Here is a 19,715-nt window from a genome sequence, read left to right as displayed (position 1 = left end):
CCCGTTCGCCCGCCGTCCATTCGACCCACTGCAGCGAGGAGCCACATGTCCATCCGGCACAGCCTGCTGGCCCTGCTCCAGGATCAGCCGCGGTACGGTTACGAGCTGCGAGTCGAATTCGAAGACCGCACGGGCGCCGCGTGGCCGTTGAACATCGGCCAGGTCTACACCACGTTGGATAGGCTTGAGCGCGACGGCTTGGTGAGTAAAGACGGCGACGACGGCGGCGGGCACGTCATCTACAGCATCACTGACGCCGGGGCTGGGGAAGTCGAAGCGTGGTTCGCCGGTGCAGTGGACCGGGGCAATCCTCCTCGGAATGAGATTGCCATCAAGTTGGCGCTCGCAGTGACCCTTCCGGGCGTGGACACTTCTGCGGTGATTCAGTCCCAACGAGAAGTATCTGTCAAGGCCCTGCAAGAGCACACGCAGGCCAGAAAAGCCGTCTCGGCCAATCAGCGGTCCTCGGATACCGCGTGGCTGCTGGTGCTCGATTCCTTGATTTTCCAGGCCGAAGCGGAAGTCCGGTGGTTGGATCTTTGCGAGGCCCGCACGGTGCAAGGCCAGGCAAACGGGGGATCGAGCCAAGCTGCTCCCAAACGGTTGAGCTGACGTCCGGCGCAGGGGAACGACCGTTCGCCGCGAACCTGCAGACGGTGGGCGTGTGCCGCCCTATCGTGTCCGTGTTGGTTGTTAAGGTGAGGAGAAGTACCGGAAGTGCAGCGGTCCCCACCGCAATAGCCGTCACCGCAGCAGTACCCATCACCGCAGCAGTTCTCAAGGAGGAGATATGGGCAAGATTTCTGACCAATCCGGACTCGCGGAAGGACTGGATCCCACCCTGCCGCCTTCGGCCGTGGATGATTCTGTCCGTGAGGCGGAGGAACGCAACTGGACCCCGGCCAAAATCGGACTGTGGATTGGTATTTCGCTGCTGGGAGCGGTGGCGTGGTTCATGCTGGCGTTGGTCCGCGGCGAGACCGTCAACGCCATCTGGTTCGTTTTCGCGGCTGTTTGCACCTACCTGATCGGCTACCGCTTCTACTCCAAAGTCATTGAGCGCTATCTGCTCAAGCCGGATGACCGCCGCGCCACTCCAGCTGAGTACAAAGCTGATGGCAAGGACTACGTCCGTACTGACAGAAACGTGTTGTTCGGCCATCACTTCGCCGCCATTGCCGGTGCCGGACCGCTGGTTGGACCTGTCATTGCGGCTCAGATGGGCTACCTTCCCGGCACTATCTGGATCATCATCGGCGTCGTTCTCGCCGGCGCCGTGCAGGACTACCTGGTCATGTTCTTCTCCATGCGCCGTGGTGGCCGTTCACTTGGCCAGATGGCGCGGGAGGAACTCGGCGTCATCGGCGGTACGGCAGCCCTGGTGGCCACGCTGCTGATCATGATCATCATTGTGGCCATCCTTGCTTTGGTAGTGGTCAATGCCCTGGGTGAAAGTCCTTGGGGCGTGTTCTCTGTGGGCATGACCATCCCCATCGCGCTTTTCATGGGCGTCTACCTTCGGTTCATCCGGCCGGGGAAGGTGATGGAGGTATCTATCATCGGCTTCGTGCTCCTGATGGCAGCCATCATCGGAGGCGGCGCTGTTGCCGGTACCGAGTGGGGTGCAGCCTTCTTCCACCTGGACAAGGTCACCATTGCCTGGGGCATCATCATTTACGGTTTCATCGCCGCAATCCTGCCCGTCTGGCTGCTCCTGGCTCCGCGCGACTATCTCTCCACCTTCATGAAGATCGGCGTGATCGTGATGCTCGCGCTGGCCATCATTGTGGTGCGGCCGGAGATCACAGTCCCGGCGTTCAGCGAGTTCGCCAGCCGGGAAAACGGCCCGGTCTTCTCCGGGGCGTTGTTCCCCTTCCTGTTCGTCACCATCGCCTGTGGCGCCCTGTCCGGCTTTCACGCCCTGATCTCCTCGGGGACCACCCCCAAGCTGATCGAGAAGGAACGGCAGACCCGCTTTATCGGCTACGGCGGCATGCTGATGGAATCCTTCGTGGCCATTATGGCTTTGGTAGCCGCGATCTCGATCGACCGTGGCATCTACTTCGCCATGAACGCACCCCTGGCACTCACCGGCGGCACCGTGGAATCTGCGGCGCAATGGGTCAACAGCCTTGGCTTGGCCAACGTCAACATCACCCCGGACGTGCTGGCCCAGACTGCCAAGGACGTGGGCGAGGAGAGCATCATTTCCCGTTCGGGCGGCGCTCCCACCTTGGCTGTCGGTTTGGCCCACATCATGCAGCAGTTCATCGGCGGACCCGGAATGATGGCTTTCTGGTACCACTTCGCCATCATGTTCGAAGCACTGTTCATCCTCACCGCCGTGGACGCAGGAACCCGCGTCGCCCGGTTCATGCTTCAGGATTCCATCGGCAACTTCATTCCCAAGTTCAAGGAAGCCTCATGGCGTCCTGGTGCCTGGCTGTGCACTGCCATCATGGTGGGTGCGTGGGGTGCCGTGCTCCTCATGGGCGTCACTGATCCGCTGGGTGGCATCAACACGCTGTTCCCGCTCTTCGGCATCGCCAACCAGTTGCTGGCAGCCATTGCACTGGCTGTGTGCCTTGCCATCACTGCAAAGCGTGGAGTGTTCAAATGGCTGTGGATCGTAGCTGTTCCGCTGACTTTTGCAGCTGTTGTGACCATCACCGCCAGCTTCCACAAGATTTTCTCGCCGGTCCCGGCCGTGGGTTACTTCGCCAACAACCAGGCGTTCTCCAAGGCATTGGCTGATGGAAAGACGGAGTTCGGCACTGCCAAGACCGTCGCCGCGATGGAAGCCGTGGTCCGCAACACCATGATCCAAGGCGTACTTTCGGTCATCTTCGTGACGTTGAGCATCATCGTGATCGTCGCCGCCCTCCTGGCAACCGTCAAGGCAATCCGCGCGGGTGGCGGCCAGGATCATGAAGACCCGACGGTGCCGTCCAAGGTGTACGCACCGGCGGGGTTGTTCCCCACTCCTGCCGAGAAAAAGTTGCTCGCAGAGTGGAACGCCCTGCCTGCGGAGAAACGGACGCAGAAGGCCGGCCACCACTGATGAACAACACAACTGCTGAAGAACGCCGCTGATGAACACCGTAGTGAAGGGTCTCCGCGGCTTCGCCACCTATATGGGCTCGCTCATGGGTGCTGACGCGTACCGGAAGTACCTTGAGCATTTCGAAGCAAGCGGCCATTCCGGGCCCGCCATGACTGAACGCGAGTTCTGGCGGGACCGGATGGACCGGCAGGACAGCAACCCGCAGGGCAGGTGCTGCTGAGGCGGCGGCCGGAACGAGGTTTCGCTACGAACGAAGTCCAAAATCGGGGCTGGGACAGAAGTTCGCGTGAAGCGCGTGAGAGTATGAACGGATGAGCGATCTGAACAACATTCAGCCCACGGATGAGGCTTCGGACGACACCCCTGTGGAGGGAACCACGCTGGACGAGGGCCTTGAGAAGCCCGCCGGACAGGAGCCTTTTACGGAAGGGGTGGCCAAGGATGCCAAACCCAAGGGAGGTAGCCTTCACGATCTTGTGGACGAGCCCGCCAAGGTGATGCGGATCGGCACTATGGTCCGCCAGCTCCTGGAGGAAGTGAAAGCCGCACCATTGGACGACGCTGCCCGCAATCGCCTTGCCGAGATTCACGAGCGGTCCATCAAGGAACTTGAGGATGGGCTGGCTCCGGAACTCATTGAGGAACTGGAGCGAATCAGCTTGCCTTTCCCTGACGATAAAGCGCCCTCCGATGCGGAGCTTCGCATCGCGCAGGCACAACTCGTTGGTTGGCTGGAGGGCTTGTTCCATGGCATTCAGGCGGCAATTGCGGCGCAGCAAGCGGCCAAGGAACACGCTGCAGCGCAGATGCAGCTCCGTCAACTCCCGCCGGGAACTGTCATCGCACCGGGCATTGTGATCGGCGAAAACGGCCAACCGCAGCGGGCTGCCGCACAGGGTGCTGGCGGCGCTGCTCCGCAAGGCCGACCGGAAGACCCCGACCACGGTCCGGGTCAGTACCTCTGAGTTCGCACGTGGGTTTCTTTGGGGCCGTCCGTCAAGGACGGAAAGACGATGTGGAGCTTGGCAAGGGCTTGTGGCGCCGCGCCCATGACCGTTTCCATCGGGGACTGGACCGGTACCACCAGGTCCTTGAGGGTGTTGATGATGAGCAGCTCTATAACGAGCTGGTGGAGATAGCCAACGAGCTTGCCGAATTGTCGGTACGGGTGAGGACTATCTGTGTCGAGGCCCAGAAGCGGTCCCCGAGTGATGGTCTGGATGTCCCGGGAGCACTAGCGGGAGTCCACCGCGCCCTGTCCAAGGCAGGAAATTCGTTGGCCACTACGGCTGAGGCTGCGGCCATGTTGAGGTTGGCCGTGGGGCCCGTCCCTGTTGGCGCGTTGTCGGTTCGGCGCCGGGCGGAGTCGGTATTCGAGCAGGTAGCCGACGCTGAGCGCCAACTCGGAGATTGACCCTCACATCCCAATGGGGCGCGTGCGCAACTACCGGCGTGCGCTTCTATTCCCTGCGCGCAAGAAGTTAAGCGCATAGCTTATCTGCGTAATATTCGGCGCTTTTGATAGCCGCGGGCTGGCAGGATGGCAGACATGACTTCGTCACCAACACTTACTTTCAACGACGGCAACACCATCCCCCAGCTCGGCTACGGGGTGTGGCAAGTTGAAGACGATGTAGCCGAAAAGGTGGTGCGCCAGGCTTTTGAAGCCGGGTTCCGCCACATCGATACCGCCAAGATCTACGGCAACGAGGCAGGCGTCGGCCGCGCCATTGCATCCTCCGGTCTTTCTGCCGAGGAAATCTTCATCACCACCAAGTTGTGGAACGCGGACCAGGGCTACGAATCCACTCTCGCTGCCTTTGAGGAGTCCATGGACCGCCTCGGCCTGGAGACCCTGGACCTGTACCTGATCCACTGGCAGCAGCCCAAGCAGGAAAAGTACGTTGACACCTGGAAGGCCCTCATCGAGCTGAAAAAGCGCGGCCGGGTCAAGTCCATCGGTGTTTCCAACTTCACCAAGGAAGGCCTGCAGCACATCATCGACGAGACCGGTGTTGTTCCGGCCATCAACCAGGTGGAGCTCCACCCGTTCTTCAACCAGGCTGATCTTCGCGAATTCAACGCGTCCAAGGGAATCCTGACTCAGGCCTGGTCGCCGCTGGGCCAAGGTGGCGAGCTACTTGAAAGCGCTACCGTGGCTGAGATCGCCGCCAAGCATGACGCCACCCCGGCCCAGGTCGTCATCGCCTGGCACCTGGCCATCGGCAACGTGGTGATCCCCAAGTCCGTCACGGAGTCCCGCATCCAGGAGAACTTCGCGGCCCTCAACGTCACGCTGGACGCTACCGACGTGGAGGCCATCAACGGCCTGGACCGTGGTGCTGAAGGCCGCATCGGCCCGGACCCGGCAGTCTCCGACTTCGCCTAAACGCGAAGTCTCACTTTGGTGCCCCGTACCCTTCATGGGTGCGGGGCACCTGCCTTTAACGCTCGTCAACGCCACTCGCGTCCGCGACGCGTCGCCGCCGGTGTCCGTGATGAAATTGAGCGACGCAGACGGACGGAGTTGGCATGGTGGTGTTTGACGCATTGGAGCGGCAGATTGTGGCTGCCCTGCAACTGGATCCGCGCTGCCCGTGGCGGAAGATTGCCGCCGTCCTGGGAGAAGCCGAACGAACTGTTGCCCGCAGGGGATCGCAGTTGCTGGAATCCGGTGCGGTGGCTGTGGTGGGCATCCGGCCCAAGCCGTCGGTAGTGCTGGTGGAAATGCGGTGCATGCCCGGGACGGTACGTGCCGCAGTTCACGCACTCTCGCAACGCTCCGACACCACTTTCGTTTACACCACCACCGGCACCGGTGACTGTGTAGCTGAGGTACTCACTGAACCCTCTCGCATGGCGGAGGTCCTCTCTGACGAGCTGCCGGCCACGCTTGGCTTGCGCGATTCCACCAGCTACCCCGTGCTTCGGTATTTCCGGACCATCCGCGGTTGGCGGCCGGAGATTCTCACCGCCGACAAAGCGGAGGCACTCCGCTCCACCTTCACCCAGGATTCGGGTGCCTTGGTGCCGCGGCAGGATTTGAGTCGCCAGGACAACGAACTCGTGGACGCGCTGTGTGCCGATGGCCGGATGAGTTTTGAGGCTTTAGGCCGCCGGGTGGGCGTTTCAGAGGCAACTGCCCGCCGCCGCAGCGAATGGTTGCTTGCCAACAACCGGGTCCACTTGCGGGCCATTGTAGAGCCCGCTTCCTTTGGCCTTGGCGTTGAAGCGCTGCTGTGGATCCGTGCCTCGCCGCAACATGTTGAACACGTGGGGAAGAGCTTGGCTGAGCTTCCCACCGTCCGATACGCCGCAGCGATCGCAGGCACTTACCAGATCATGGCTGACGTGACGGTGGAGGACATGGCTGCGCTCTACCGCTTCATCACCACCTCGGAGTGGGCACAAAACGCCGCTGGCGTGGATGTTTCGATCCTCCTTGATGCGAGGAAGCGCGGTGGCAGGGTCATGCGCTCACAGTCGTGAGCGGCTTGTGGCCGGCCGAGACAACAGGGGCGACGGCGGCGTACCCCGTCTGCTGCTCGAACGCGCGGCCATAGCGAAGCAACTGCATGTCCGTGAAATGGTTGCTGGCGAGCTGCAGGCCGATAGGTAGTCCGGCAGAGCTGAATCCCGCGGGAACACTGAGCACAGGCAGGCCGGTTGCGGACAGGAGGCAGGCTGATCGCATCCAATCCAAGTACGTCTCCGAGGCCGTCCCGGCAATGTCCGCGGGGTACCGCAGCGTTGCGTCAAAGGGGAGAACCTGGGCGCAGGGGCTGGCGAAAAGATCGTACCGTCCAAAGAAGTCCTGAACACTCAATTCCAGCCGGGTCCGGGCGGCCGCGGTCTCAATGACATCCCGCGCCGTCAGCGCGAACCCCTTCTCAACGTTCCAGTGGACTTCAGGCTTGATGACGTCACCGGCACGCTCCAGGATCGGTCCGAGGCCGGCGGCGAAGTCCAGGGCTCGGGTATTGCCGAACACCAGGTCCGCTTCGCTGAAATCCGGGGTGGCTTCCTCCACAATCGCTCCGAGATCTTCGAAGATGGCCAGTTGCCGCTCAAGATGATCCACGATCTCCGGGTCCACCGGGACCCCGATCCCGAAGTCGCGGGACCACCCGATTCGCACACCGCGCATGTCGGTTTCCAAGGTGGATCGGAATACCTCCGGGTCCAGGCCGGCCGGATGCGGAACGCGGGGATCCTTTCCCGCCGTGACGGACATGAACAGGGCAATGTCCTCCACGCTCCGGGCCATGGGCCCTGTCCTCCCCAGCCACGCGTAGGCGTTGACGTCGGACGGCATGGGGATGACCGCCGTCGACGGCCTGAAACCCACCACGTTGCAGAAGGAGGCCGGAATGCGGAGTGATCCGCCCATGTCGCTGCCGTCGCCGATGCTCTGGACGCGGGATGCGACGACGGCGGCCACTCCGCCGCTGCTGCCGCCGGCGCTCAATGTTGGCGCGTAGGGGTTGGTGGTGGTTCCGAAGAGCTCGTTGAACGTGTGGGAGCCGGCGCCGAACTCGGGGACGTTCGACTTTCCGGTGCTGACCACGCCGGCTGCCTTCAGGCGCGCAATGATGAGGTCGTCGGCGTCGGGGATGAAGTCACGCAAGGCCAGTGAGCCCTGGGTGGTGCGCATCCCGGCTGTGTTGTTGGTGTCCTTGTGGGTCATGGGAATCCCATGAAGGGGTGGCAGTTCCGCTCCGGATGCTGTGAGCTGGTCTGCCCGGTGTGCCAGGGCATGTGCACCTTCAGCGTCGAGGGTGACCACTGCGTTGACGACGGGATTAATCTCGGCAATGCGCTCCAGGTGTTCGGTCAACGCTTCGCGCGCCGAGACTTCCTTCCGGCGAATGGCTGCGGAAAGTTCGACGGCGGACAGCTCGCCAAGGGTGTCAGACATGGTGCTCCTTTGCTGGATTGCTACTGCCTGAAAGTGTGCCGGGTCACTTTGACGGGGGGAAGCCCCGAATCAACCAATGGCAAGCTTTGAACAATTCGGCCACTTCTGAGGCTGATTCCGTCAGCTATTGTGTGTGATCCGGCTCATAGCAGAGGGTGTTGGTAACCCACTGGCCGATCTGGTCGATGGGTAAGGATTTGCCCCACGGCACCACATACCGCACAGCGTCGTCCGGATGTTGGCTTGCCGGGGGCCAACACCTGGGAGGTTCCCATGCACCAACCCCTGGCTCTTCAACCGCTAGCACCCACCGACTCCACCGACATCATGGCAATTGCCAACAATCCCGTCCTCTGGATCTGCGTGGCCGGCGTCTTTGGCGTCATCATTATCCAATCCGTCATCTTCATGAAGGCAGCCCGACGCGCTGCTCCCTCAGTGGACATGAGTGTGCAAGACATCAGGACCTCGTTCCGCTCAGGCGCTGTCTCGGCCATCGGTCCCTCCCTGGCGGTATCGCTGGTGGCCATTGCTTTGCTGGGTCTCTTCGGGGCACCGGCTGTGTTGTCCCGGATCGGCCTGATCGGCTCGGCTGCCTACGATGTTTCGGCCGCGGGCATCGCAGCAGGTTCCATGGGGGCCAAGCTGGGCGATGCCAGTTACACGCAAAGTGTCTTCGCGGTGGCGTTCTTTGCCATGAGCATCGGCGGGGCGATGTGGATGCTCGCTACCTTGATCCTGACGCCTCTGCTGCGCAAGGGTGACGCCAAGATCCGCTCGGTGAATCCAGCAGCCATGGCGATCGTCCCTGCGGCGGCCTTGATCGGCGCCTTCTCCTGCCTGGGTCTCACAGAGCTGCCCAAATCTGGAATCCATGTGCTGTCCTTCGCAGTCTCCGCAGCGGTCATGGGCACGTGCCTGTTGCTGGCCAAGAAAATCGGCAAGAGCTGGTTGCGGGAATGGGGGCTCGGAATCTCGATCGTCATTGGCCTCAGTGCCGCCTACCTGGCCGTCAGCGCCTAAGCCGCCTGCCGACGTCGTCATTCTTTAGGTCCGAAAGGAACACCCCATGTCTTCCATCACTTCTGCTCCAACCGCCAACAACACCGCCATGGCGGACTTCAGCCGCACCACGTCCCGCTGGGGCCAGATCACCATGATCGCAGGCCTCCTGGTTTCCGTGGCGGGTCCGCTGTACCTGGTTTTCGCTACCGGGCTGGATATTGCACCCGCCCAGCTGTGGATCGCCTTCGCGGCAGTAGCCGCAACATTCGGCATCATCTGGATCGTCGAGCCGCTCACGTACTACCCGATCCTGGGCCCGGCAGCGATGTACCAGGCGTTCATGATCGGCAACATCTCCAACAAGCTCCTGCCAGCGGCACTGATCGCCCAAACCAACATCGGCGCAAAGCCGGGCAGCAAGCGGGCGGAACTTGCCGCCGTCGTTGCTATCTGCGGCGCAGCGGTAGTCCACCTGGTCTCCTTGGCGATCTTCGTCGGTCTCCTGGGCAGCTGGCTCATCAGCGTCATCCCGCCGTCGGTGCTGCTCGTCACCCGGCTGTACGTGCTGCCCACCGTCCTGGGAGCCGTACTGGTGCAGGCCATCGTTTCCATGAAGCAGCCCCGCACTACTGTGTTCGCCTTGTTGATCTCGGCCGTGGTCGTGTTCGTCGTGCTTCCGCTGGTGCCTTCGCTCGCCATGGTGTCCACCGCTATCGCTGTGCTGGGCACCATCCTGCTGGCATGGTTCTTCCGCGGTAAGTCCACCATTGCCGAGGCGAAGCCTATCCACATCGAGTAGCAACGCCCGGAACAAGCCCGCATCCACCAGGAAGACAGGACCCATGACGTCAACAGCTACCGCCCTCCAGCTCGATACCAGCCAGACCGCCAAACTACATGCCTTGTACCGGCACCTTCACGCACATCCGGAACTCTCCATGCAGGAGTTCGCCACAGCTACCCTGATCGAGGAGCAACTGGACGGCCTGGGCATTGAGCATTTCCGCTGCGGCGGCACCGGAGTGGTGGGAATCCTGCGAAACGGCGACGGACCCGTGGTGGCCTTCCGCGCCGATTCCGATGGCTTGCCCATCGAGGAAGCTACCGGCTTGGACTACGCCAGCAGGGATACAGGCACACTGCCGGACGGCACGGTAGTACCGGTCATGCACGGCTGTGGCCATGACACCCACGTGGCCAGCCTGCTGGGCGCCGCCGAACTGCTTGCGGGCAACCGGGATGCCTGGTCAGGAACGCTGGTGTTGATCTTCCAACCCGGCGAGGAGACTGCCGCCGGTGCCTTGGCAATGCTCGACGACGGACTGTGGGACAAAGCACCGCGGCCGGAAGTGATCTTCGGGCAGCATGTCATGCCCCGCCCGGTAGGTACGGTTGCGATTTCCAGCGGACCGGTAGCCGCCATGGCGGATTCGCTCAGGGTCACGGTTCACGGCCAGCAGTCCCATGGCTCCCAGCCACAGGATTCCATCGACCCCATCGTGATGGCCGCCCACATGGTCACGCGGTTGCAGGGCATCGTGTCCCGCGAGCTGGATCCGCGGAAGTCCGCCGTCGTCACCGTGGGCACGTTCCACGCGGGCCTCAAAGAAAACATCATCCCTGCCTCGGCCGAGTTCACCCTCAACATCCGAACCTTCGACGACGATGTCCGCGGCCAGGTCCTCGCCGCCGTTCGACGCATCATCGAGGCCGAAGCCGCCGCCTCCGGGGCGCCGCGGCCGGATATCGAGGAGATGTACCGCTTTCCGCAATGTTTCAACGATCCCGACGCCGTTCCGTCCGTTGTTGAGGCCATGCGGCTTGCGTTGGGGGATGAGGCCGTCGAAATCACCCCACCGATGATGGGCAGCGAGGACTTTGGGCACCTGGGCACCGCCATCGGAGTGCCGTCCGTGTTCTGGATGTTCGGTGGCACACCGCTGGACGGACATGAAGGGCCTGGTCCCATCCCTGTCAACCATTCGCCGTTCTTCGCTCCCGAGCTGGAAGGTTCGCTGGCCGGGGGAGTCTCCGCCGCCGTCGCCGTGTTGATGTCCCGGCTGGGCCACTAACATCCGGGTCCGCCCTAGGATGTTGCCCATGGGGGAAATTGAAGATCTTTTTGGCGGGCCTGCATCTGGAATGTCAGCACCGCTTTCGAACAAAGCTGTACTGAGTCGGCGGACGGCCCAATCCGGGCCAGCGGCGGAGGACGCAGCCCCGGTCAAGCACCTTGCCGGGTACGCGCCCTTCGTGGCGTTCTGCGAAAGCAGGGGAGTTTCCGCTGGGCAGCTTGCCTCCGACGTGAACGCGTTGCTGGGATTCCTGCGCACCAACATCGGCGACATCCCGGGCGACCCCGGCCTCAATGAAGCCGCCACCATCTTCGTTGGAAACGTCATTGCGGCCATGCGCCCGGAAGCGCACTGGACAGTGATGGCGGACGGATCCCGCGAAGTAGGCGACCGCGACATGATGATCACGGTGGACCGCTTGATGGAGGGGCTGGGGGAGGCCGACGACGGTATGGTAGCCGGCCTCCTCACGCACCTTGCGGAATGGGCTGGCGACGAGCCGGACGGTCCCGCGCTCCCCGAATTGCGACCGGTTCCCAGCGGGCAAGCCCGCGAACCTTTTGTACGGCCTGAACTGTCATCGCCTCGGTATCGCGACCCTCATGGCCAAGTGATTGATTACGGGAACCGATGGGGCGCAGATAGCCCACCCGAGGACTCCTACAGCGTGGAAACTCACAGGGAACGGTTCGAAGGGCTCCACACGGTGGCTCGGGCTTTGATCGAGTACTTGGAGAGCGCGTACGACGTTGATGTCAGCTGGGATGCAGCCCATGCCACGGACGTGTCCATGAACACTGACGAGGTGATCGGTGCCGCGCGTCTGACATCGCGGGACCCACTCGCCGCCCCGCTGACGTTTGTGTTGACCGATTCCCCGGGGGTGGTGGTTCACGCCGGTGTGCTGCACGACTTCCCGTTTCCCATCTGCGGCTGCGACGCTTGTGACGAGACCGCTGAGAGCGAAGCGTCCCGCCTGGAGGAACTGGTCCTTGGCGTTGCCGCAGGCGGCTACGCCGAACGCTACCCCGTGGGCCGGAAGAAGTGGGCGGAGTACGCGCTCTTCGCTGCTGATGGATCCGGCAACCGTAGCGGGCGTGGCCCCGTGGGAGCCACGCCCGCTCAACTAGCCGCCGCTGAGGAGCGACTCCAAGCCGTCCCGGATGGGTGGAAAGCATGGCCACTCAGGAGGGGCGGAAGGTCTACTCGTGTTTCGGCACCAGGACCCGCCTAGCTGTGCCGCCGTTCAGTAGGTCCTGGGCGCGGACCGCGATGAGCTCGGACAGGAAGCCGAGGGACTCAGGTGGCGCTGTTTCCGCCGCCGCTGCCGCCACCCTCTCCAGTGTTGAAGCCACTGTCTGACGGGCATCGTCGTCGTCCATGCCCCAGGCTGCCCCTTCGGCGACCAGATGTTCCAAGGTGATGTAGCCCAGCCGGATCTGGCCGCTGACGGCGTGCCCGGCAAGGCCGCTCGGCTGGTACAGCAGCAGGGTGGGCGCAACGTCATAGAGCGGAGCCAGCAGCACTTCTCCACCGTCGCGCAGCATGAGGGAGTAATTTTTGGAGTGTGCATCGCCGTTGCCGATCAGCAGGTTGAACGTCACGGCGCGCAACAGGTCACGGCGAAACGCGGCCTCGTCGCGGGTGTGCGGCGCCGCGGCGTTGACCAGCCGGGTCAGGCGCGAGGGCGGTGCGGTGGTGCCTTCGTACTTCGCTTCACTGGCCAGGGCCAAGGCTTGGGTGAAGTCTTCCTGGTGCAACCGGCTGCCCTCGCCTGTGCGGTCGAAGCGCTCCACGATGATGGCCCGACGGGATCCGAAGCTTTCCAGATGGGCTTTGGCCGCGGGAAGCCCTGCCGCGGCTGCTGTCCGCAAAGCCCAGTCCTCGGCGGGGAGCAGCTCCGGGATGGTGGACTCGAGTGGTTCGGGCTTGATGATGTGGGTCGACACCGAACCACTGCCTGGCCAGGCCCAGCCGTCGCCATGTTGGGAAAGCAGCACCTTGGACTGGACGCCGCCCAAGGACGCAGTGACCAGGAAATGCTCCGGCAGGTCCCACGTAGGCAGGGATTCGACCACGTTGATGACCTCTTCTGCGGTCATGGGCGCTGCAGCGTCCTCCCGGGCGGGGGGTTCCCCTGGCGGCAGGACTTGGACGGCCCCGGCGCAGTCGGCGCCCAGGACGCGGAGCAGCCCAAAAGCGTCCGGGACGGTGACACCGTGTTCTTTGGCCAGGTTGGAACGGACCTGGCCTTCGGGCAGGAGACCGTCAAAGAAGTTGTAGACTTCCACCCCGTCCAAGCGCTTTCTGGTCAGCGGCAGGGACAGTGATAGCAGGATGGACCCGGCACCGTAGGCGGCCAGCACCTGCGGGGCGTACTGGAAGGACAGCTTGAGGCCGTTGCCGCGCAGCTCACCGATTCGGTCCCCGCGCAGGTACACATCAAGGGTCTTGCGGGGGCTCATGGCCGAACCTGCAGCTTCGAAAAGCGCGGCACCAGGGCCACGTCGCGGCCCACGGCCCTGATGGCTTGCATAGCCACGACCATGGAGACTGCTTCGCCGGCTTCAAGGCGCACGATGGTGCCGCGGGTGACGCCCAGTCTCACGGCAAGCTCGTGCTGGGTGAGTGCGGCCTCTTTGCGTGCCTCAGCGATGGATCGCCCTAGGGAGGCGGCGTCGACGGCCCGGTAAAACGGTGTCAACTCATCGGAATGTTCCATATATCGATCATACGACTCAACACTCCAAATGTCCTATATTTTGAACATTTCAATGACTTGGGCGAATGTTCGATATTTCCATCACAAGTATGCGTGGACGGCTCTGTCCTAGGCCTCGGAAACGAAAAGCCCCGCCGGTTCAACGAGCCGGCGGGGCTTTTTTTCTCTGAGCTTCCTATCAGAATCGAACTGATGACCTTTTCATTACGAGTGAAACGCTCTACCGACTGAGCTAAGGAAGCACCGCGTTCATCACCGGTTTCCCGGGCGATCACGCAAGACATAACTGTAATAGAGGCACCGCACCCGGGTCAAAACGAGGGCGACGGCGGCCGTTGCGGGGATGTTCACCCACGCGTCGGGCCGGGTTCAGGCGGAGGTTTCCCGGTGGCCGGAAGCTGGGGAATCACCCGTGGCGGAGTACGCCGTCACAAGAACAGGCCGAAGGAGCCGCTCCATGACGAGGGATGCATTGCCCAAGGACGCCAGCCAAGCACCCAACCGGCTGAGACTGGCCGTGGTGGACATGGTAGGCACCACCATTACGGACGACGGCCGAACAGAGCGTGCCATGTCCCGGGCGCTGGTTGACCACGGAATTGAACCCGGAACCACCAGGTTCGAGAGCATGCTCGGCTACGCCAGGGACACCATGGGCCTCTCGAAAATGACTGTCTTCAGCCACCTCTTTGAGGATCCTGCCGTGGCCGAGAGCGCCAACAGAGTTTTCGAGAACAGCTATGACGAGTTCATTGAAGACGGTGGTGTCCGGGCCATTGCCGGAGCGGAGGAAGCCATCCTGTGGATGCGTGAGACCGGTATGCGGGTTTGCCTGGCCACGGGATTCGGCCGCCACACCCAGAACATGGTGCTGGAATCGCTCGGGTGGATGGGGCTGGCGGACCTCAGCCTGTGCCCGTCCGACGCTGGACGTGGACGGCCTTACCCGGACATGATCCTGACGGCGGTGCTCGCCCTTGACCTCGACGACGTAAGGGAGGTGGCTGTGGTGGGTGACACCAGCTCGGACATGCTCTCGGGTGTTCGTTCCGGAGCATCCCTCGTGGCAGGTGTCCTCACCGGCTCCCATTCAGAGGCGACACTACGCGCGGCCGGAGCCACCGTCGTGGTGGATTCCATCAAGCAGCTCCCGCTCCTGGTGGAGAAGCGCGAAGCCAGCCACCTCTAGCACTTGAGGCCGTCCTGCGGCAGTTTGCCGTCAACAAAGTAGTCGTCGACGGCGGTGCTGACGCAGGAGTTCGCACGGCCGTACGCTGTGTGCCCCTCACCTTCCCACGTAACCAGGGAGGCATTCTCCAACTGCTTGCGCAGCGACTGGGACCATTGCAACGGAGTTGCGGGGTCGCCGGTGGTGCCGACCACCACGATGGGTGCGGAGCCGTTGTATTCCACGGGTGCCGGGGTGCGCGTGCTGGCGTAGGGCCAGTCCTTGCAGCTGACGCCTCCGTAGGCAAAGAACGCCCCGAATGTGGGGGAGTCCTGCATGAGGCGGACTTCCTCGGCTCGCATGGCGGCGGTGTCGGTCACCATCGGGTAGTCCAGGCAGTTGATGGCCTGGAATGCGAAGGCGGAGTTGGAGCTGTACGTGCCGTTGGGTTCGCGGTCGGCGCCAAGATCCGCCAACCGCATCATCTGGGACACGTCACCGGAGAAGGCGCTTTCCAGCGCTTGGGTCAGGGCCGGCCAGCTTTGGTCGTTGTAGAGGGGGAGGATGAGACCGTTGACGAAGTCGTTGGAGGTCACCAACCGTCCGTCTTTGGCGGTCTGGGGGTTCTGGTCCACAGCCGTGATGAGTTCCCGGATTTCCTGGACACCGTTTTCCACTGAGCCGCTCAGGGGGCACTGTTGCTGCCGTTGGCAGCTGCCCACGTAGGTGCGCAGGGCTTTTTCGAAAGCGACTGCTTGGCCCGCTGTCAGTTCTTCGTTGCTGATGGAAGGATCCACGGCGCCATCGAGGACCAGCCGGCCCACGTTGTCCGGAAAAAGTGAAGCGTAGGTGGAGCCCAGGAAGGTGCCGTAGGAGAAGCCCAGGTAGTTGAGCTTGGCATCGTTTGACACCGCGCGCAGGACATCCAGGTCCTTAGCCGCACTCACGGTATCTATGTGCCCCATGACATCGCCGGTCTGCTGGGCGCACTGCTCAGCGAAGGACTTGTTGAAGGCAAGCGCGGCGGCCAGCCCTTCGTCAGTGTTCTTGCGGAACACTTTTTCGCGGGCGGCGTCACGTTCGGCGTCGGTCATACAGGTCACCGGCGCGGAACGGCCCACACCCCTGGGATCAAAACCGACAACATCATAATTGGCGCGCAATTTCTCGGTGAAGTGGGTGTTGCCGGCGTCCTTGACGAAGTCCACGCCCGAACCACCTGGGCCGCCGGGGTTGACCAGAATGGACCCTTGCTTGTTGCCGGTGCTGGGCAACTTGATGACAGAAAGGGTGATGTCCCCGGATGAAGGATTGCCGTAGTCCTTGGGCACCTGCACTTTGCCGCAGTGGAAGCCGTCCTCGCATGAGCTCCACTCCACCGACTGCGAGTAGTACTTCTCCAGGCCATCAGGAGCTGAGGCGGCGATGGACGGATCCACAGTGCTGGTGGACGGCTGTGCCGTTGGAGGCGGCAGGAACGGGACAGTGCACGCGCTGAGTACCAGCATGGACGCCAGGGCAACGCAGACCGCCGCAAACCCGCGGCGGGACCCCCGTGCAGCACCCCGGATCGCCGAACCACCACCCGCTTCAAGCTGGGCAGACCGGTCCCTTGAAGGGGTACCGGCGGACCGGCGGGGTGCGGACTTCATGCATTCTCCTATTGCTGGATGAGGCTCGTGGCCATGGACTCAACCGCCAACAGCGGCGCCACGTTGGTGGTGGTGATTCGGACACGGGCTTTGTTGATGGCGTCCATTCGGGCCAGGGTGGTTTCCGGTGTTGACTGTCCCGCGTAGTCTTCCAGTTCGCTCTTGAGTTCAACGTTGACCAGTTCCACGGCGTTCCCCAGCTGGATGATCAGGACGTCCCGGTAGAAGGACAGCAGATCTGTGAGCGTGCGGTCCAACGAGTCGGTGATGGAGCGCTTGGCACGCCGTTTCTGATCGTCCTCAAGCTGCTTGACCTGGCTGCGCATGGAGGGTGGGAGTGTCCCGGATTCAGGAGCGCCCAGGCTCGCCAGCAGTGCGATCTTTTCCGCGGCGTCGCGTTCGTCGTTGGAGCTATTGGCTTCCTCGGTGGCTATTTTGACCAACTTTTCAGCCATCATCACCGCAGCGGTGACGCCGCGAAGACCAAGAGGTATACGCACGGTATCCAAGCGGCGCTGCCGTGCATCGGCATCGCGGGCCAGCCGGCGTGCAATCCCTATATGGCTTTGGGCCGCACGCGCCGCACGGTCGGCGAGGCCGCGTTCGACGCCGTCGCGCCTCACCAGAAGGTCGGCGACGTCGGAGGCTGGCGGCAGCCGCAGGCTCACCGGGCGGCATCGGGAACGGATGGTGACCAAAACATCGGCAGGGGAGGGGGCACACAGCATCCAGATGGTCCTGGGTGTGGGTTCCTCGATGGCCTTCAGCAGCACGTTGGTGGTCCGCTCTGCCATACGGTCCGCGTCTTCCACCACAATGATCCGCCACCGCCCAGTGGCGGGCCGGTCGCCTGCCTTGGAGACGAGTTCGCGTGCCTCATCAATGGTGATGGTGACTTTCTCGGTCCGCACGAACGTCACATCTGAGTGGGTTTCACCCAGGATGGTGTGGCAGGCAGCGCATTGACCGCAGCCGCGCAGGGTGACGTCGTCCTGCTCGCAGTTCAAGGCTGCCGCGAAAGCCTTGGCTGCGTTTGAACGGCCCGATCCCGGCGGACCGGTGAAGAGCCACGCATGGGTCAGGCCGGTGTCGCCCTGTGCCGCTTGCTTTAGCTGGGCAACCACAGGTGCCTGCCCTTGGAGGTCGTCCCAAACGCTCACGGGCGGTCGCCCAAAACAGTATCGTCCTTCAAAGAGGCCGGCACGCCATTGGCAACCAGCAAGGCCTCCACCCTCTCCAGGATCCGGGACGCCAAGGTTTCGATATCTGCATTGGCGGGCAGCACCAGATAGCTGGCGGGTGCAGCCGCTGCGAGGTCCAGGAACGCGTGCCGGATCGCGGAATGGAAATCGTCAGGCTCGGACTCCAACCTGTCCTCGGTGGCGTCCCCGGCGGTCCGGCGCCGGCGGCCATCGGAGGGGTCGACGTCGAGCAGTACCGTCAGGTCCGGGTGGAGGCCTTCAGTGGCCCACTCGTTGAGCGACAAAACACCCTCGGCGCCAAGTCCGCGCCCGGCACCTTGATAAGCGACGGAGGAATCAATGTAGCGGTCCGTGATGACTACTGTTCCCTCAACAAGCGCAGGCCTAATCACCTGGCTGGCATGGGCGGCGCGGGCGGCCGCGAACATGAGGGCTTCGGTCCGCGGATCAATGGTTCCGTGTCCGTGGTCCAGGACCAAGGAGCGCAATTTCTCGCCGATGGGAGTTCCGCCTGGCTCACGGGTGCGCAGGACGGACAGACCCCGCGACTCAAGGGCGTCAGAGAGCCGGGCGGCCTGGGTGGACTTGCCCGCTCCGTCCCCGCCTTCGAAGGCGATGAAAAGGCCTGGGCTCTTAATACTCACTGGACTAGCCTACCGATCACCGGCATGCGAGACGGCTTTTATCCACAGCATTGCCCGCGGCTACGCTGAAACCATGAGCCTTTCCGATCAACGTGCCGCCGATTTGTCTCCGGAAACCGTTGTAGTTGCGGCCGGTCGCCCCGACCGCGCCCACGACGAGCCCGTCAACCCACCCATCGTCCTGTCCTCCACATACTTCGGAACAGGTTCATTAGGCGACGGAGATCGCGGTTACGGGCGCTACGCCAACCCCACCTGGGATCCCTTCGAGGACGCGCTGGCCAAACTGGAAGGCGCCACCCTGCCAGGCCTGCTCTACGCCTCCGGCCTGGCGGCCGTCAGCTCAGCGCTGTCCCTTGTGCCCGCCGGCGGTGTGGTGGTGATGCCCTCACACAGTTACGCAGGTTCCCTGGTCATGGCCACTGAACTTGCTGAGAAGGGATTCCTCGAACTTCGCACGGTGGACATCACGGACACGGACGCCGTGAAGGCGCTCATCAGTCCCCAGACGGGCAAGAAGGCAGATCTGCTCTGGCTGGAAAGCCCCACCAACCCCATGCTCGGCATCGCCGACATCCGCTCACTGACGGACGCTGCCCACGCGGTCGGCGCAATTGTGGTCACGGACAATACTTTCTCCACGCCTCTGGTGCAGCAGCCCCTCAAACTCGGATCCGACGTCGTACTTCACTCGGTGACCAAATACCTGGCGGGACATTCGGACGTCGTCCTCGGCGCCCTCGTCACGTCCAACCCGGAACTGCGCGCCACATTGCTCCATCACCGCATCATCCACGGCGGCATCGCCGGGCCGTTTGAGGCTTGGCTGGCTCTGCGCGGTCTCCGCACCTTGGCGCTGCGGATTGAACGCTCGCAGGCCTCAGCGGCAACCCTTGCCGAACGCCTCAGCAGCCACCCCCGGGTGGAAACCATCCGTTACCCGGGCCTCCCGAGCGATCCCGGGCACGAGCGCGCCAAGGTACAGATGAAGGGCTTCGGGTCCATCCTCTGCATCCAGATCGCTGGAGACGAACAGCGCAGTGGTGCCGACGCCGCCGACGAATTGGTCCGCGCGCTGCAGCTTTGGCTGCCTGCAACTTCCCTCGGCGGAGTCGAGTCTCTGATTGAACGCCGACGCCGGCACACGGCTGAGCCGCTCAGCGTTCCGGAGAACCTGGTCCGGTTGAGTGTGGGGATCGAGAACATGGAAGACCTCTGGTCCGACCTCGAGCAAGCGCTGAAGTCGTTGGACGGCTAGGCTAAAG

At 63.0% G+C, this 19,715-nt stretch carries 19 protein-coding genes and 1 tRNA gene; 13 read left to right on the top strand and 7 right to left on the bottom strand.

The window, feature by feature from the left end; translation table 11 throughout:
• Positions 1-45: 45 nt before the first annotated feature.
• From EU811_RS00570 to EU811_RS00540, 7 genes are all read left to right on the top strand, one after another.
• Positions 46-612, top strand: coding sequence for a PadR family transcriptional regulator (locus EU811_RS00570; RefSeq protein WP_142936588.1), 567 nt, complete (start codon positions 46-48; stop codon positions 610-612).
• A 178-nt stretch (positions 613-790) separates the two neighbouring features.
• Positions 791-3,061, top strand: a complete 2,271-nt coding sequence (locus EU811_RS00565) for a carbon starvation CstA family protein (RefSeq protein ID WP_142936587.1) — start codon at positions 791-793, stop codon at positions 3,059-3,061.
• Positions 3,062-3,092: 31 nt separating this feature from the next.
• Complete coding sequence (locus tag EU811_RS00560; RefSeq protein ID WP_011773592.1) at positions 3,093-3,284, top strand: YbdD/YjiX family protein; 192 nt, start codon at positions 3,093-3,095, stop codon at positions 3,282-3,284.
• A gap of 91 nt (positions 3,285-3,375) precedes the next feature.
• A complete protein-coding gene (locus tag EU811_RS00555) occupies positions 3,376-4,029 on the top strand; it encodes a bacterial proteasome activator family protein (protein ID WP_142936586.1) in 654 nt (217 codons plus the stop codon).
• An 8-nt stretch (positions 4,030-4,037) separates the two neighbouring features.
• Positions 4,038-4,478: a hypothetical protein gene (locus tag EU811_RS00550; protein WP_142936585.1), complete on the top strand. Its 441-nt coding sequence runs from the start codon at positions 4,038-4,040 to the stop codon at positions 4,476-4,478.
• A 135-nt stretch (positions 4,479-4,613) separates the two neighbouring features.
• The gene (locus EU811_RS00545; protein WP_026005386.1) at positions 4,614-5,453 is read left to right on the top strand and encodes an aldo/keto reductase; all 840 of its coding nucleotides are present in this window, start codon (positions 4,614-4,616) and stop codon (positions 5,451-5,453) included.
• A 143-nt stretch (positions 5,454-5,596) separates the two neighbouring features.
• On the top strand, positions 5,597-6,553 hold the full coding sequence (locus tag EU811_RS00540; protein ID WP_142936584.1) for an Lrp/AsnC family transcriptional regulator: 957 nt from the start codon (positions 5,597-5,599) through the stop codon (positions 6,551-6,553).
• On the opposite strand, the gene EU811_RS00535 is transcribed toward EU811_RS00540, so the two are convergent.
• Entirely contained in the window at positions 6,534-7,982 is a 1,449-nt protein-coding gene (locus EU811_RS00535; protein WP_142936583.1) for an amidase, read from the bottom strand. The two genes, EU811_RS00540 and EU811_RS00535, sit on opposite strands and share 20 nt — an antisense overlap.
• 273 nt (positions 7,983-8,255) lie before the next feature.
• On the opposite strand from EU811_RS00535, the gene EU811_RS00530 reads away from it, so the two are divergent.
• The 4 genes from EU811_RS00530 to EU811_RS00515 are packed head-to-tail and all read left to right on the top strand — an operon-like array spanning position 8,256 to position 12,296.
• Positions 8,256-9,005, top strand: coding sequence for a DUF5058 family protein (locus EU811_RS00530; protein ID WP_142936582.1), 750 nt, complete (start codon positions 8,256-8,258; stop codon positions 9,003-9,005).
• Between the two features lie 46 nt (positions 9,006-9,051).
• Entirely contained in the window at positions 9,052-9,786 is a 735-nt protein-coding gene (locus EU811_RS00525) for a hypothetical protein (protein ID WP_142936581.1), read from the top strand.
• 43 nt (positions 9,787-9,829) lie between these two features.
• On the top strand, positions 9,830-11,059 hold the full coding sequence (locus tag EU811_RS00520; protein WP_142936580.1) for an amidohydrolase: 1,230 nt from the start codon (positions 9,830-9,832) through the stop codon (positions 11,057-11,059).
• Between the two features lie 28 nt (positions 11,060-11,087).
• Positions 11,088-12,296, top strand: a complete 1,209-nt coding sequence (locus EU811_RS00515; protein ID WP_142936579.1) for a DUF6226 family protein — start codon at positions 11,088-11,090, stop codon at positions 12,294-12,296.
• On the opposite strand, the gene EU811_RS00510 is transcribed toward EU811_RS00515, so the two are convergent.
• The 3 genes from EU811_RS00510 to EU811_RS00500 form a co-directional block, all read right to left on the bottom strand.
• On the bottom strand, positions 12,265-13,527 hold the full coding sequence (locus tag EU811_RS00510; RefSeq protein ID WP_142936578.1) for a type II toxin-antitoxin system HipA family toxin: 1,263 nt from the start codon (positions 13,525-13,527) through the stop codon (positions 12,265-12,267). The two genes, EU811_RS00515 and EU811_RS00510, sit on opposite strands and share 32 nt — an antisense overlap.
• Complete coding sequence (locus EU811_RS00505) at positions 13,524-13,784, bottom strand: helix-turn-helix transcriptional regulator (protein ID WP_142936577.1); 261 nt, start codon at positions 13,782-13,784, stop codon at positions 13,524-13,526. Before EU811_RS00505 ends, EU811_RS00510 begins: the two co-directional genes overlap by 4 nt.
• A gap of 169 nt (positions 13,785-13,953) precedes the next feature.
• A tRNA-Thr gene (locus EU811_RS00500) sits at positions 13,954-14,026 on the bottom strand.
• Positions 14,027-14,241: 215 nt separating this feature from the next.
• On the opposite strand from EU811_RS00500, the gene EU811_RS00495 reads away from it, so the two are divergent.
• A complete protein-coding gene (locus EU811_RS00495; RefSeq protein WP_142936576.1) occupies positions 14,242-14,973 on the top strand; it encodes an HAD family hydrolase in 732 nt (243 codons plus the stop codon).
• Here EU811_RS00495 and EU811_RS00490 read toward each other — a convergent pair.
• Genes EU811_RS00490 through tmk form a run of 3 tightly spaced genes read right to left on the bottom strand, consistent with a single transcriptional unit; the run spans position 14,970 to position 18,450 of the window.
• Positions 14,970-16,604 carry an alpha/beta hydrolase gene (locus EU811_RS00490; protein WP_142936575.1) on the bottom strand — a complete coding sequence of 545 codons (1,635 nt, stop codon included), beginning with the start codon at positions 16,602-16,604 and terminating at the stop codon, positions 14,970-14,972. The genes EU811_RS00495 and EU811_RS00490 overlap by 4 nt on opposite strands.
• A gap of 8 nt (positions 16,605-16,612) precedes the next feature.
• Entirely contained in the window at positions 16,613-17,764 is a 1,152-nt protein-coding gene (locus EU811_RS00485) for a DNA polymerase III subunit delta' (protein ID WP_142936574.1), read from the bottom strand.
• On the bottom strand, positions 17,761-18,450 hold the full coding sequence (gene tmk / locus EU811_RS00480; RefSeq protein ID WP_142936573.1) for a dTMP kinase: 690 nt from the start codon (positions 18,448-18,450) through the stop codon (positions 17,761-17,763). The genes EU811_RS00485 and tmk overlap by 4 nt, the downstream gene beginning before the upstream one ends.
• Before the next feature lie 73 nt (positions 18,451-18,523).
• On the opposite strand from tmk, the gene EU811_RS00475 reads away from it, so the two are divergent.
• Positions 18,524-19,708: a trans-sulfuration enzyme family protein gene (locus EU811_RS00475; protein WP_142936572.1), complete on the top strand. Its 1,185-nt coding sequence runs from the start codon at positions 18,524-18,526 to the stop codon at positions 19,706-19,708.
• Positions 19,709-19,715 lie beyond the last annotated feature (7 nt).

Source organism: Arthrobacter sp. TS-15, assembly GCF_006964045.1.
In the GTDB taxonomy this organism is placed as follows: domain Bacteria; phylum Actinomycetota; class Actinomycetes; order Actinomycetales; family Micrococcaceae; genus Arthrobacter.
The sequence above is the reverse complement of the archived record's forward strand: the minus strand, read 5'-3'. Positions and strand labels throughout refer to the sequence as shown.